Source organism: Paraburkholderia sp. CI2 (genome assembly GCF_014201055.1).
In the GTDB taxonomy this organism is placed as follows: domain Bacteria; phylum Pseudomonadota; class Gammaproteobacteria; order Burkholderiales; family Burkholderiaceae; genus Paraburkholderia; species Paraburkholderia tuberum.
Genome location: NZ_JACHDL010000001.1, coordinates 418349 through 432745 on the forward strand (window position 1 = coordinate 418349; position 14397 = coordinate 432745).

Consider the following 14397-nt stretch of genomic DNA (forward strand, 5'->3'; position numbering starts at 1 on the left):
GACGAAGTTCATGACGTCTGGCGTTGCGGAACACCTTCTTGAGGCTCGCTCCGTTCCCGCAGGCGCGCAAACACGGCGCTCAGAGAATCCGGCTGTTGAGGAGCGGTGACAGGTTCGGGATTGAACTGAAGGACCGGCTGTTCGGGGGCGGCTTGCAATACCGGAAGAGATCCGGACACGGCAGCGGGGACGGCTGGCGCAATCAGCTGCGGCGGCGCGGCGGGGGCCACTTCAGTCACATCGGTGGGAAGAACGGCTTCAGCCTCGCGAGCCGAGTCGTCCCGGGCCGTGTCCCCTGGCGACGACGTGGTCTGCATGGACCAACGCCCACGCGAACCTTGCCCCTGCTCTATTCTTTCTATTTCTTGATAATGCGACGGGCTCACGCCCAACATCTGGAAGAGATTCGAAATGTCTGATGCACTGCTCATACGCCATCCCCGTCGAACTGGCCATATTGTTTGTTGCAGACTGCACCGCGTACCATCGGGCAATCTGCTGTAATTTTTACTTACCGAATAAGGATAACCATTATTCGTTACATCATTGCGTCCGCCATAATAATTCCCAAATCGTGAGGCGGCACCATTGATACACTCGCCCTTTAGAGACCTCTTCAGGAGAGCCGCGCCCAGGTCTTGTTTTTCAGTCAAGGCAACCGAGGGCCCCGCCGCTGCGGTACGAGCGTGTAACTCATGAGATACCCTTGCGCTCAGGATGAGCGGCGCATTGTACAGCGGAACTTAATGCGCGGCCCCCAAATAATTCCAATCTATATATCGGCATTTCCAGAGCAAAGTTAAGCGTTTTAAATGTTAAATATGGTCAGTCAAACGTTTGCTTTTTATTGGGCGTCCGATTATTCCCGAATTTGCGCTGGGAATCGGTTTTGAAAAGCGCGCCGTGGTGTTGCCCTTGAGGTCATTGTCATCAAATCGCCCCGGATCTGTTCGAGCACTGGCATACGAGGGCCGACGTCGGAAATGTAACGCGGGACCGGTCGATAATTGCGTCGTACGTCTATCAGGACGTGAAGAACGTCAAGGCAAACGACGCTTCGCTGAACAACTGGCCGGTCGACGTTGCGCGCCCGCGCCAGATGGCGTCGCTGTGGACCAACTGGACATGGCATACGGGCGCGCTCACCGGCTTCGGCATCGGCGCGGGCATCCGCTATCAGAGCGCGCTGGCGGGAGCGGCCGACAACTCGCTCACCATCACAAGCTATACGTTGTGAGACGCCGCGCTGCGCTATGACACTCGCAACTGGCGCCTCGCACTGAATGTGGCGAACGTGTTCGATCCTCGCTACGTGAGCGCTTGCCAATCGTACGCAGCTTGTGTATTCGGCAACGAGCGGACTGTGTTGGCTACTGCGAAATGTGATTGGTGATAAGGCATTTCCAAGCTTCGCAATGGCGGGTATTCGGGACTTGGCTAAACCGATGCGACGCGCTCCAGCATCGCTCGTATTCGCAGCGGTCCAGGCTTCACGCCGAGTTTGTCGGCAAGTTGCACGAGCGGCAGAAAACGCCGCTGCAATTTTTCTGTGTGATTCTGCGCGATGTCCGCTATCCGGTGCTCAAGAAACGGATTGAGCAGGCGCTCGCGTAACTCGACGAGATAGGCGAGAGCCTGCTCGCGCTGACCGAGGACCGCAAATGTCGGGAGCACATCTTCCGCCCAGACAGTTTCCAGGCTGGCGCGTAGTATCGGGTCGTTCATTGCCTGACATACGGTCTCGTCAACCGGTCGGCGGTCCTCTAGCCACCGCTCCGCCAGATAGCTGTGACCGAGATTGAGCAGGAACAACTTCAGGCGCTCGAAGTGCTGCAGATCGTCAGTCAAAACGATGTTTTCATGGGTGCAGGGTAGAACCAGCCCCGGCTGCTGCTCAATCGCCCAGAGCGCATACGGTTCGGCAACGGCGCCCACCGGTTCAATCGCCTGCGAAACGATGCGGTCGACGAGCGAATTGGCCCATATGCAACGCGTTCGAAGGTAGGTAGTGAACGGCTCCGGCAGCCGCCACTTTACCGCGAGAGTCACGACAAGTTCGCGCAACGTATCGCCGTTATTGACCACGAGTTCGCATGGAAAAAGGGAGAGCGGCGCATCAGGGTTTCGTTCCCAACGGGCATGAAGCAACACCAGCAGCTTGGCCGGAAAGCTCTGTGGCACGCGCTCCGGATGATTCACGAGCGTCGCGGTATCCCGGTCATCAAGCCGGAATCCCCTGTCTCCCGTATTGGAAACAATCACTTCGACGTGCTCTGCCACGGCGTCTCGCACTTGTGCCCAATGAGACTCGGCGTGCCATGCTGCGCGCACCGCGTTGCCGCTCAGCATCTCGTCCACCAGCACTCCGTGACGCATACCTCGAACCCGCACCGGATATCGCCCGCCCTCTGCCAGCGCTGCAATACGCTTCTGACTGGACTCGCTGCTGGTGGTCTGCACGACTGTAATGCCACCGAGCGCGGCACCCCGCGTCATGGCTTCCGAAACAAACAGGTCGACATGCGCCTGAAGAAAGCGGCTAGTGCCGAACTGGAGAATTGGCTGGCTCATGGCAAATATCCGATATGCGTCAGAGTCAGCATTCGATGATGGCTTTCACTACACCTGCGGACGGTTCGAGCAGTTTCGAAAATTCGGCAGGAACATCGGCAAGCTTCATCCGGTGCGTGTTGAGTGCAGCATCGGGCACCTGACCGGCGCGCATGGCCCTGAGCACAGTTTCGAAATCATCCGCAGTCGCATTGCGGCTTCCGATCAAGGTGGCTTCGCGCTTGTGGAACTCCGGATCGGAGAAAGTGATCTTGTCTCTCACCACGGAAATCAACACGTATTTCCCGCCGTGCGCAATAAACTCAAAGCCACGCTCCATGGCAGCCGGATTACCCGTCGCATCGAAGACCACATCGAAGAATTCGCCGTCGGTGAGTTTCGCCAGCTCGTCGACGTCGGTATCACCGATTTGCACAGTAGCCGCCACTTCAATTTTCTCAGCGCAGAAGTCGAGACGATCGAGCCGTGTATCGAGCGCCGTCACCGTGGCCCCGCGCAGACGTGAAAAGATCATTGCGGCCATACCGATCGGACCTGCACCGACCACCAGCACCCGCTGTCCCGCCTGAACGTCCGCGCGACGAACCGCGTGCGCGCCAATGGCGAGAAACTCGATCATTGCCGCCTGATCGAGCGTGATTCCTTCAGCCTTGTGAACGAACTGACGCGGCAAACTTAGATACTCCGTCAATGCGCCATCACGATGCACGCCCAATACCTGAATGTTCACGCAGCAGTTCGTTTTTCCGTTCCTGCAGGCAATGCACTGACCGCATGACAGGTAGGGCATCACGTAGACCGGGTCGCCGGCGTCCAGGCCGGAATCCGTGTCGGCTTCTTCGACCGTCCCTGACAGTTCGTGTCCCATCACGCGGGGGTAGGCGAGAAATGGCTGATTGCCGGTAAAGATGTGCAGGTCGGTGCCGCATACGCCGACGCGTCGCACGCGTAGCAACACTTCGCCGCGATCGCGCGGTGGCCGTGAGCGCGTCTCAGCGCGTAGTACGCCGGGAGTTTCACAAATAATAGTGAGCATGAGGTTTCCTTTTTCAGCTACAGAACCCGCGAAGCCATAGTGCGGTTTCGATGCGAGCCCGGTTAATCTGTTTCTTCATGGCGAGGTCAAACGAGTGCCGTGTCGAGACAACGCTATTCGAGGTAAAAGACCTCTTCCATCTGTGCCCAGTGTTCCGACGGCGCACGACTCACCAACGGTTTCTGGCACGGGCTGCACAGGCTCCACCAACGTTGTGTTTCCGGGTCGCTCGCAATCTCGGCCATATCGCTTTCATAGTCAGTTCCGACGTATTCCCAGTAACCAAACAACAGGTTCTCGGGCTCCCGCAGGAAAATCGAGTAGCGGGTGACATTCGAGCGTTTCAGGCGATCGAGCACCGTCGGCCACACCTGCGCATGCAAGCGTTTGTATTCGTCGATGTGCTGCGGATCGATACCGATGACCATTCCCATTCGTTGCACTACACTCTCCCTATTCTTCGAGCCGGTAGAAGCGATAAGCGTTGCCGCCGAATACAGCGTCTTTGTCCTCATCGCCCGCATACCGCTCACAGTAATCTTCACAGGCGGCAAGCCAACCGGCGTAGTCGCCGAAATGTGTCGCGAGGTGCCAGAAATGGTGATGTGCGTCGATACGCAGGCTCACTCGACCACCTCGGGTACAGGTGCGGTGTCCGCGATCAGACCGTCCGACTTCAGCTCCTGCCACAATCCGGCTGGCAGCGCCTGCTCAAACCACGCGACGTTCTGCTGGAGTTGTTCGACACTGCGCGCGCCCACCACGCACGACACAACCGCAGGATGCGCAAGCGGAAACTGCAGTGCCGCGGCGGGTAGCGGAACCTCGAATTCGCGGCAAACCTCAGCCAGCCGGTTGACGCGCGACACGACACCGGCGGGGGCGTCCCCGTAATTGAACTTGCCGTTACCTGCCAGCACGCCAGAATTGAACACACCGCCGACCACGATCGAATTCCCATACCGTACGCAATTGTCGAGAAACGGCGCGAGACAATCCTGCTCGAGGAGGGTATAGCGGCCCGCCAGTAACGTCACATCGAGTTGTAATTCCTGCATGGCTTCATGCGCGACCTGCCACTCGTTCACGCCGAGGCCGATGGCTTTGACCACCCCCGCGTTGCGCAGCGTGTCGAGCGCGCGGAAACCGCCCCCTTCTGTCAGCTGTTTCCAGAATTCGACGTTTGCATCCCCATGTGTCATTCGACCGATGTCATGCACATACAGCAGATCGATCTGCGCAATACCGAGACGCTGCTGGCTGTCTTCGAAAGACCGCATGACGCCGTCGAAGCTGTAGTCGTAGTGCGGCCGGAAAGGAAGCGGCTCAGCCCAGCCGTCGTCGCCGCATTGAACAGTCGGATCCGGCCGAAGAAGCCTGCCGACTTTCGTACTCAGCACGAACCCGTCGCGTGGCCGCGCTGACAACGCGTTGCCCACGCGGCGTTCCGAAAGCGTGTACCCGTAGAACGGCGCAGTGTCGAAATAGCGCAGACCGAGCGACCATGCTTCGTCCATCAGCGCGCGCGCCTGTTCCGGCGGCATCGTGCGATACAAGCCGCCAAGTTGCGAACAGCCCATACCCAGTGCGCTCAGTTGCACCCCGGCACGCGACACCTCACGCAGATCACTTGCTTTCATCAGGAATTCCGTTCCCAGGGATTCATTGCTGGATGTTCAACGCTTCACTGCGCGTCTTGAGTAGCGCTGGGCTCAAGGGCGGACAACGCCGTCTGGCGTCGTCCGCATCGCGCTTCAATACAAGACATTCTTCGCGGCGGGCTGATCGATGTTGTCCTTCTCGACCATCACGACACCGGTATCGAGTTGCTTCGTAACCGGCTTGTGTTCGATGACATCCACCGCCGTTTTGACACCCTTGTAGCCCATCTGATACGAGCCCTGGACAGCGATGGCCTGGATGGTTCCGTCCTTGATGAAGCCCTGGAGGTCCTGGTTGCCGTCAAAGCCGATCGCGACGATCTTGCCGGCTTTCCCGGACTGCGCCAACGCGCGCCCCATCCCCACAGCAGTCGGTTCATTTGCACCGAAGATACCCTTCAGATCCGGATTGGCCGACAGCACGTCGGTCGTCTGATTGAGCGCGGTTGCCATCTGCGACTGCGAGTAGAACGGTCCGACAACCTGCAGCTTCGAGTGCTGCGCGAGATACTTCCGGAACCCACCCACGCGGCCAATCTCGGAACCCGCGCCGGCGACGTACGACATCACAGCGACTTTCCCCGTCTGTCCGACACGGTCGATCATCGCTTTCGCGCACAGCTCACCGGCCTTGACGTTATCGGTCGAGAGAAACGACTGGTAATACTGCTTGCCGGAATCGGACACGAGCGAATCGATCAGGACGACCGGAATTTTTGCCTCCCAGGCCTTCTTCATTGCCGGGATCAGCGCGTCGGGATCGGACGGCGCGAGCACGATCGCCGCGACATGCCGGTTCACCGCGTTCTCGACCATATTGACCTCGTCCGCCACGGCTGACTCGGTCGCCGGTCCCTGAAACGTCATCGTGTAGCCGTTCAGCCCTTTCATGCCCTCCGTTGCACCCTTTTGCACGTTCTGCCAAAAATTAGAGTTGGCCGTCTTGACGATCACGGCGATCTCTCCGCCCGCCGCATTCGCGTGCGCCGTCACTGCGGTCAAAAGTGCGGCGGCCAATACCAGATATGTCTTCCTCATGTCTCACTCCTTGGGTTGGTGATTGCACTGCTTTGTTGGACTTCTCGAATGGCTTCATTCGATGTGCTTCATCGACGGTTTCTGACCTGGTCGATCCAGACCGTGCCGAGAATGACCAGTCCGATGATGATTTGCTGGATGAAACTCGATACGCCGTTCATGTTCAGACCATTGCGCAGCACCCCAATCACAAACGCACCGATGGCCGTACCGGAGATCGTGCCTACACCGCCCATCAGGGACGTCCCGCCAATCACGGCGCTGGCGATCGCATCGAGCTCGTACATGACGCCTTCGTTCGGTTGCGCCGTGACGAGGCGCGACATCAGCACACAACCCGTCAGACCGGCGAGCACGCCGGACAGCACATAGGTAAACAAGGTGACGCGGCGGACATTGACGCCGGAGAGCCGCGCGGCTTCGGCATTCGATCCGACTGCGTAGATGTGGCGGCCAAGCGAGGTGCGCGTCAGCATGATCGACACGGCCACCGCCAGCACGACCATGATGATCACGGGATACGGGATCCCCGGAAATACCGTATCGGGGAACCCGTCTGCCCCGATATGCGAGATGCGGAACAACGCGCCATTTCCGAGTTCGCCGAACGCGTCGCCGAGTCCCGAAACCGGGCGCGCGCCGGTGATCTGAAGCGCGAGACCACGCGCGACCAGCATCATGCCGAGCGTGGCGATAAAAGGCGGCAGACCCATACGCGTGACGCACAGGCCATTAACGAATCCGCACAGGCCGCCCACCACGACGCCGCCGAGCATGCCGAGAGGAATCGGCACGCCAGCCTTGACGAGCAACGCGGCGACCACACCAGACAGCGCGAGTACGGAACCCACGGACAGGTCGATTCCGCCCGTAATGATCACGCAGGTTGCCGCCACGCCGAGATAGGCAATCGACGTCACCTGCAAGGCCACTGTCATGCCATTGTCGACCGAGAAGAAAGCGGAACTGGTCAATGAAAAGACGGCCACCAGCATGATCAGACTGCCGAGCGCGGCAAATTTCTGAATCAGGTCGCGACGCCGGAGCTTCGCGCTGGTGTCGACAGTAGTGGTCTGTTCGGTTGTTATTTCAAGCATGATTTCGTCCCGATGCGAAGTGCATGATTTCTTCCTGATTGGTGTGGCGCGTCTCCAGGATCGTGGCGATCTGGCCTTCGTGGAATACCGCGACGCGATCGGACATGCCGAGAATTTCAGGCAATTCCGAACTGATCAGCACAACGCCGATGCCCTGCGCGGCGAGCTGGTCCATCAGCGTGTAGATCGCGTATTTCGCGCCCACATCGATCCCGCGCGTGGGCTCGTCGAAAAACAGAATCTTCGATTCGCGAAACAGCCATTTGCCGATGACAACCTTCTGCTGATTGCCGCCGGACAGGTTGCGCGTGAGTTGATGGACGGTCGGCGTGCGGATGCCGAGCGTTTCGACGTAACGCTGTGCGATGGCCGCTTCTTCGGCGAAACGAATGAAGCCGGCGCGACCCGACACCGCCTCGATATTGGCCAGCGTGATGTTGGTCGCGACCGGCATCTTCAGCGCGAGGCCGTCGCTCTTGCGGTCTTCCGACAGATACGCGATACCGTGGCGAATCGCATCGATAGGCGAGCGGATCGAGACGCGCTCGCTCCCCATATGAATCTCGCCGCCGTCCGGTTGGTCGGCGCCGAAAATCGCCCGTGCCACTTCGGTCCGGCCTGCGCCCATCAAACCGGCGAAGCCGAGAATCTCGCCTCGCCTCAGTTCGAACGAAACCGGCCCAAATGCCGGTGCGCGCGACAGATTGTCGACGCGCAGCAGCACGTCCTGCGTCGGAACCGAGCGGCGCGGCGGGTACGCATCGTTCAGCGCCCGGCCGACCATTCGCGCAACGATTTCATCCATGCTGGTCGCCGCGAAATCGTCGGTTGAAATGTGGTGTCCGTCACGCAGCACCGTCACGCGGTCGACAATCTGCTTCAGTTCATCGAGACGATGAGAGATGTAGACAATGCCGACCCCGCTCTCGCGCAACTCCTTGATGATCCGGAACAGGTGCATGGTTTCGGATTCCGTGAGCGACGAAGTGGGTTCGTCCATGATCAGCACCTGGGCGTCGAGCGAGAGCGCCTTGGCGATTTCGACCATCTGTTGCTGGGCGATCGACAGCGTCCCCACCAGCCTCGTGGGCGGCAACGACAATCCAATGCGGGCGAGCGCACGCTGGGCGTTCCCATTCAGTCGTGCGCGATCGATGAACGGCCCGCGTTTGGGCTCGCGTGCCAGGTAGATGTTTTCCGCAATCGACAGGTGCGGCACCAGATTCAGTTCCTGGTGAATGATCGCAATGCCTGCTTCCTGTGCCTCGAGTGAGGACGCGAACCGCCTTTCCATGCCGCGAAAAACGATCGTGCCGGCATCCGGCTGGTATTGCCCGCTGACGATTTTCATCAGGGTCGACTTGCCAGCGCCGTTTTCGCCACAAATGGCGTGCACTTCGCCGCGGCGCAATTGGAAGTGCACGTCCTCCAGTGCAACGACACCGGGAAACCGCTTGCCCAGTCCGCTCAGTTTCAATAGCTCCGGGGGTTCCTTTAACGCGAAGCCGTCCATCACGCGCGGGGCCAGGTCAGTGCTCAGATCTGTCACACGTGTCTCCTTCTTTTGTGTAGAGGCGCTGGCGTCGGTCAGGCCAATCTGATGCAGATTAAAGAATAAATGGCGATTTTGGTCAAGCCAATTTGCAAGATACTTCTTCTGGCCTTACCAAGGGCAAACCCGAACTGTTCCTGCGAAATGCGCTGAAAACCTTGTCAGGCTTGCGTGGTAGACTTTGATCGCTGGTCGACAGACGACCCGGGCCATTTATCCTTCCGGCAGCAAAATGAAACAGACCGAGCCAAAGCGGCTTTACCAATTAGTCGCCGACCAGATTCGCGGCCTCATCCACGGAGGGGATTTCCCGCCGGGGTCGAGACTGCCGCCGGAGCGCGAGTTGTCGCAGCAACTGGGTGTTTCGCGCCCGTCTCTGCGCGAGGCGTTGATCGCACTGGAAATCGGCGGCAGCGTCGAGACCCGCATGGGTTCGGGCGTCTATGTGCTCGAAACCGCAAACGAACGTGAAGAGTCGCTGGCTGTATTAGGCGAAAGTCCGACGGAAATCATGCAGGCCCGGGCCGTAATCGAAGGCAGCCTCGTCGTGCTCGCCAGCACGCGGCTTACGGCCGGCTCTCTGGACCGGTTGCGGCGCAGCGTGGATGCGATGCATCGCCTCGCCTCTGCCGGCAAATCTCCTGTGGAACCGGACCGGCAATTCCACCTGATCATCGCGGAAACGGCCGGCAATACGGTGTTGAGCCGGTATGTGGCCGATCTGTTCGACGCGAGGCGCGATCCGATCGGGGCGAGGATTAGCGAACTCGTCGAAAATACGGCCACGTGGATGGCTGCGGTTGAGGAGCACGAAAATGTTCTGCATGCACTGCAAGCAGGAGACCCTATTGCTGCAGAAGCGGCGATGCGATCGCATCTGAAATCTTCTGAAGAGCGTTGGGTCGGAAGTGACATCAAGAAAGTTGCACCCAACGATGCCGACGGTAAAGCTGGCCGCGTGCGACTGGGTTGAGTTGCGAAGTCGACCGGTTAGAGCTTGCGCCGAAATTTCAAGCGTCGCCGTGAGGCCCACCATGAAAGCAGCGCTTGTCGCCACAACGTAACGGCGTTCGACGATATTGATAACCGTTGAACATCAATGCTTCAAAAAATTGCACTTCTCGTTCGGGGCGTCTTGAGCAAATATCGATGCTCAAGAAGTTCATAAACGCGTCGACAGAGAACGCATCGGAGACAGGCGCGAAACGCAGAACAGCGTTTCGCCGCATTCCAGTGCAACCCGGTCACGGGTGCCGCCAACGGTAGCCGATGCCCATCTCGCATGACCCACCTCGCGTTGTGAATCCTGCCGCCGCTTTCAAGCGAGTCCACGGCAGATGAGCATTTCGCGCCTTCCGCAGCAAGCTAAGCGCACTCAGTACCTGCTTCATTCGTCATTGCCTTGAATTTCAGGAGACACTCATATGCAGATCACCGGAATGTTGCACGGCGCGCGCCTATTGCAATTCGTCGGATTCCCGGCTAGCGAAGTGCTGGGGCCGAGCGCCAGCGAGGAGGAGATAAAGTCGCTGATCGACCGCCACGGGCAGGTCTTTATCAAGCCGGTATTCAAGGGCGGCGTGGGCAAGAAGGGCAAGGCCGGGTTGCTCGGGCGCGCGACAGATCTCAAGACGGCGCTCGCCGAGAAAGAGCGGCTGTACTTCGCCGAGCACGTCGTGGGTCATGTAAGGGCCAAGGCGAACGGCGTCACGTTCGAAGCAGGCGTACCGGCCAAACATGAAGTCTACTTCTCGATCACCGATTCCACCCGCTTTCGCGCTCCCACCATGACGCTGTCGCACGCGGGTGGCATGGACATCGAAGAGGTCGATCCAAAGCAAGTCGCAATGGTGCCCTTTGATGCATTGACCGGCCTGAAGGCGTTCGTCGTCGCGAATGCGTTGAGCGAGATCGGCGCGCCGCGCGAAATCATTTCCCCACTCGTGCAGCAATTGCCGAAGCTCTGGGAGCTCTTTCACGACTTCGGCATGACGACGCTCGAGCTGAATCCGATCCGCATGCGCGAGGACAAGAACGGTCGGCTCACACCCGTGGCCTGCGACTTCAAGTGCGGGTTCGACCGTGACGACCCGCGCTTCTCGCGCCTCGGCCTGCCTGCTCACCTGTTCGCTGCCGACTACTCAGACTTCGAGCAGGAGATCAACCAGCTTCGCACGCACCAGGGTCAAAGCGACGTCTATGTGATCAATGACAAGGGAACGATCCTCGCGCCCACGTTCGGCGGCGGGGCCAACTCGCTCGTCACGGAGATGTTGGGCGACGCAGCCATCATCTCTTCGGATTTCGGCGGCAATCCTCCCTACGAAAAAATGAAGGAAGTGGCGCGCATCTGCTTCCGGCATTGGCTGAAGCAGTCCAACGTACTGTTCATCATTGGCGGCAAGTCCAACAACACCGATATCTACGAAACACTGCGCGCGATGGCCGATGCGCTACGCGAGCACTTCAGCGAGCACGGTCCCACCCCGCTTTATGTCGTCCTTGGGCGCGGCGGTCCAAACCTTGTTCGTGGCATGTCGGCACTGCGCGACACCTGTGATTCGCTCGGCCTTCCCTATCGCCTGTTCGGCTTTGACTCCGACATCAGCGAAGTGATCCAGTACGCACGGAAGGCCGATGCGTGGATGCAATCGGGAGGACGCGCGCAGGTCGCAGCGCGCATCGGCGCGCGTCAGACGCAACCGCAGACGGATACGGCAAAGGCGTAAGGAGATCGACATGATCAAGCAAGGCAATAATCATTTCAGGTATTTCGTCGGCATCCAGTCGCTTGCACAAATAGTCACGCGCGAGGACCGCGTTTGTGTGCTCAACATTCTGGGAGGCGAGTCGTCGGACGTGACGCCGGTGAGCCACGCGTTTTCCGGTGGGAATATCGTATTCGGCACTGCGCCTGGCAAGCGCGGGCAGGTGCTCGTGACGCCTGCCGGCGACATCCCCGTCTATAACAACGTGCGCGAAGGCCTCGAAGCCGGGCATCGTTTCAATTGCGGCGTCGTCTATCTGCCGCCGTCGGCCGCGCGCGATGGGGTGGCCGAACTGATCCGCGTCAATCCCGATCTGCGCAAGATTTTTATCATTACGGAGAAGATCTCCGTGCACGACGCCCGGGAAATTCGCGCGATGGGCCAGCAAGCAGGCATCGACATTTTTGGCGCTAACGGGCTGGGCGTCGCGGACTCCTGGCAGCGGGTGCGCATCGGGGGTGCGCTCGGCGGCGATGATCCCGGCGCAACTTTGCGGCGGGGCTCGATCGCGATCTTTTCCAACTCGGGCGGGTTTAGCACCACCATTGCGCAATATCTGCGCATGAGCGGCTGGGGTACAACGACCGTCGTATCCAGCGGCAAGGACGTCTACATCCACTATGCGGCGCCGGAGTTCGCCTTTGCCCTCGCCAACGACGCGCGCAGCAAGGCTGCCGTACTGTACTGTGAGCCGGGCGGCTACTACGAGGCCGACGCCACATTTACGAAACCCGTCATTGCCTGCGTGGTAGGCCGCTGGAAGAGTCGTCTGACGCGCGCGGTGGGGCATGCGGGCGCAATGGCGGGCGGCGCCGACGATGCTCTTGCGAAGGAGCGTTGGTTCATGGAGAAGTTCGGCGTCGAGCGTCTTTTTACGCCGGACGATCCATGCTGCTCGGTGAAGGGCGCCGTTGTGACAAACATCGCGCACATTCCCGCCGCGCTCACCGCAGTGATGCGCGCGAACGCGACGATGCCCGACTTTGAGCCGGAAGGCAGCCTCTCGCTCAAACCGTGGTTTGGCTCGGATCAGGGGATCGAACTGCCAGACTACCTCGCCCTGCCGGTCGTGGAAGCAGTCGCGCCGTACAACGAACAGATTACGCGGGCGAACAGCCAGATCGGCACAATCCCGCCGCGCCAACCCTTGAAGGACGCTTCGGGCGCCTCGCAGATGGACGCAAAAACGCAGGTGAGCAGCCTGCACGGGGTATCCATGCTCGAAGCAGCGACGCACTCGCTTGAGGAGAACATCTGCCTCGCGCTGTTGCGGGACTTCGGCGGGGCAAACGACACAAAGCTCATCGACGTGGCTGTTGGCGCTGCAGTGAATCTGCACGGGACACCAGAACTGGCGGCCGCGCAGGCTTCGCGCGAGGCGGGCAATGCGCCCAATGCCGTGCTCGCGGCCGCGGCGGCGATCGTCGGGCCGAATCGCCAGCGTGCTGCGCGCGAGGCGGCAGCACTGATGATCGACCGCTTCGCGACAGCCAGGCTCACGGACGCGTTCGACGAGACCTTCGATGTCGATGCCGTCCACACCGCGGACACTGCAGCGCTGTTCTGCGATGAACCCGATCCAGAGGCGCAAGCCATGCTGGGCGGGCTCGCCTCGCGCGGCGTAAGTTCCGCAATGATCCGATGGCTGTCGTGTGGCCCGGGCCATCCGCGCCCGGAAGCAGTACTCGCGGCGATCACGACGACACTCGCCTGGGGCCCGCTCATGCGCAAGCGGATCTCCCGCCTGACCGCAGAAAGCTTGCCGTGGTGGACAAAGCTCTTCGGCACCATGATCGGCGCCTCAGCGGACGCCTCGCAGCACGGCCCGGACGGATTTTGCGGCTTCGCCACCGAAGAATTACTCGGCGAACGCACTCTGACGGAAATCGCCTTCGCAGCGCTGCTAAACCTGAAACCGACTGTCGACGACCTTTTCGCGTTCAAGACCCTTGTCGGTTTGCTGCTCACGAACGGACCCGGCGCCATTTCGGCGCAAGGCGCAAAGGGCGCAGTATCTGCCGATGGCCCGGAAAGTCCCGAGCGGGTGCAGCTAAACAAGGCTCTGGCGGGGTTCCTCACGCACACTGGATATACGCATGGCGGCAACGGCTACGAAGGCATTGCGTTCCTCAACGAGGCGTTCCGCAGCAGCGGCCTTGAAGATCCGACCGATGCTCATCATGCCGTGGACCTCGAAGCGCTTGCCCGGCGCTCCGTCGAGCGATACGCGCAGTACAAGGCGCGCCAGAAGCAGTTGGGGAGCCTCGATATTGCGAAACTTCCGGGTGTTAATCATCCGGTCTTCAAAGACAAGCCGGTGAACCACGACCCGCGGGAAATCTTCATCGCCAACCTTTATGAAGCCCGCGGCGAGTACAACGCGTTTCATGCGTTTTACCGTGTGCTGGTGCAGGCTTTGTTCGACGCAGGCGTCTCGCGCAATGTCTATTGCGTCAATGTCGATGCCGTGATTGCCGCGTTGCTGTTGAAGATGCTGTGGCAGCCGCTCAAGCGCGGGGAGTTCAGCGAGGCGGACCTTGAAACGGCCGCGTTCACGATCTTCCTCTATCCGCGCATGCTGGGCTGCGCTGCGGAAATTGACGATCATTTGAACCGCGGACGCAATATGGACACGCGTACGGCCGCTTCCCAGTGTCGTTTCGTGGCCTGACCG

Annotated in this window: 12 protein-coding genes and 1 pseudogene; 4 read left to right on the forward strand and 9 right to left on the reverse strand. The window is 59.9% G+C overall.

Going from position 1 to position 14397, the window contains the following annotated elements:
* Nucleotides 1-8: 8 nt before the first annotated feature.
* Nucleotides 9-431, reverse strand: coding sequence for a BcsR/BcsP family cellulose biosynthesis protein (gene bcsR, locus HDG32_RS01925; protein ID WP_184062777.1), 423 nt, complete (start codon nucleotides 429-431; stop codon nucleotides 9-11).
* A 545-nt stretch (nucleotides 432-976) separates the two neighbouring features.
* Here bcsR and HDG32_RS01930 point away from each other — a divergent pair.
* Nucleotides 977-1393, forward strand: a pseudogene (locus tag HDG32_RS01930) (TonB-dependent receptor domain-containing protein); the annotation flags it as partial.
* 44 nt (nucleotides 1394-1437) lie between these two features.
* On the opposite strand, the gene HDG32_RS01935 reads toward HDG32_RS01930, so the two are convergent.
* The 8 genes from HDG32_RS01935 to HDG32_RS01970 all read right to left on the reverse strand — a co-directional run bounded on the left by HDG32_RS01935 (nucleotide 1438) and on the right by HDG32_RS01970 (nucleotide 8916).
* Complete coding sequence (locus HDG32_RS01935; protein ID WP_184062779.1) at nucleotides 1438-2571, reverse strand: mannitol dehydrogenase family protein; 1134 nt, start codon at nucleotides 2569-2571, stop codon at nucleotides 1438-1440.
* Nucleotides 2572-2596: 25 nt separating this feature from the next.
* The gene (locus HDG32_RS01940; RefSeq protein ID WP_184062781.1) at nucleotides 2597-3607 is read right to left on the reverse strand and encodes a zinc-binding alcohol dehydrogenase family protein; all 1011 of its coding nucleotides are present in this window, start codon (nucleotides 3605-3607) and stop codon (nucleotides 2597-2599) included.
* A 113-nt stretch (nucleotides 3608-3720) separates the two neighbouring features.
* On the reverse strand, nucleotides 3721-4035 hold the full coding sequence (locus HDG32_RS01945; protein ID WP_090806617.1) for an L-rhamnose mutarotase: 315 nt from the start codon (nucleotides 4033-4035) through the stop codon (nucleotides 3721-3723).
* Between the two features lie 25 nt (nucleotides 4036-4060).
* Nucleotides 4061-4234 (reverse strand): hypothetical protein, encoded by a 174-nt coding sequence (locus HDG32_RS01950; protein WP_184062783.1) that lies wholly within the window; start codon nucleotides 4232-4234, stop codon nucleotides 4061-4063.
* Nucleotides 4231-5247, reverse strand: a complete 1017-nt coding sequence (locus tag HDG32_RS01955; RefSeq protein WP_184062785.1) for an aldo/keto reductase — start codon at nucleotides 5245-5247, stop codon at nucleotides 4231-4233. The genes HDG32_RS01950 and HDG32_RS01955 overlap by 4 nt, the downstream gene beginning before the upstream one ends.
* A gap of 114 nt (nucleotides 5248-5361) precedes the next feature.
* Entirely contained in the window at nucleotides 5362-6306 is a 945-nt protein-coding gene (locus HDG32_RS01960) for an ABC transporter substrate-binding protein (RefSeq protein WP_184062787.1), read from the reverse strand.
* A 68-nt stretch (nucleotides 6307-6374) separates the two neighbouring features.
* Nucleotides 6375-7403 carry an ABC transporter permease gene (locus HDG32_RS01965; RefSeq protein WP_184062789.1) on the reverse strand — a complete coding sequence of 343 codons (1029 nt, stop codon included), beginning with the start codon at nucleotides 7401-7403 and terminating at the stop codon, nucleotides 6375-6377.
* Nucleotides 7396-8916, reverse strand: coding sequence for a sugar ABC transporter ATP-binding protein (locus tag HDG32_RS01970; RefSeq protein WP_184063380.1), 1521 nt, complete (start codon nucleotides 8914-8916; stop codon nucleotides 7396-7398). The genes HDG32_RS01965 and HDG32_RS01970 overlap by 8 nt, the downstream gene beginning before the upstream one ends.
* A 271-nt stretch (nucleotides 8917-9187) precedes the next feature.
* Between HDG32_RS01970 and HDG32_RS01975 the strand changes: the two genes are divergently transcribed.
* The 3 genes from HDG32_RS01975 (at nucleotide 9188) to HDG32_RS01985 (ending at nucleotide 14394) form a co-directional block, all read left to right on the forward strand.
* Nucleotides 9188-9928 (forward strand): FadR/GntR family transcriptional regulator, encoded by a 741-nt coding sequence (locus HDG32_RS01975; protein WP_184062791.1) that lies wholly within the window; start codon nucleotides 9188-9190, stop codon nucleotides 9926-9928.
* A 451-nt stretch (nucleotides 9929-10379) separates the two neighbouring features.
* A complete protein-coding gene (locus tag HDG32_RS01980) occupies nucleotides 10380-11684 on the forward strand; it encodes an ATP-grasp domain-containing protein (protein WP_184062793.1) in 1305 nt (434 codons plus the stop codon).
* Nucleotides 11685-11694: 10 nt separating this feature from the next.
* Entirely contained in the window at nucleotides 11695-14394 is a 2700-nt protein-coding gene (locus HDG32_RS01985) for a CoA-binding protein (RefSeq protein WP_184062795.1), read from the forward strand.
* The last annotated feature ends 3 nt before the right edge of the window (nucleotides 14395-14397 follow it).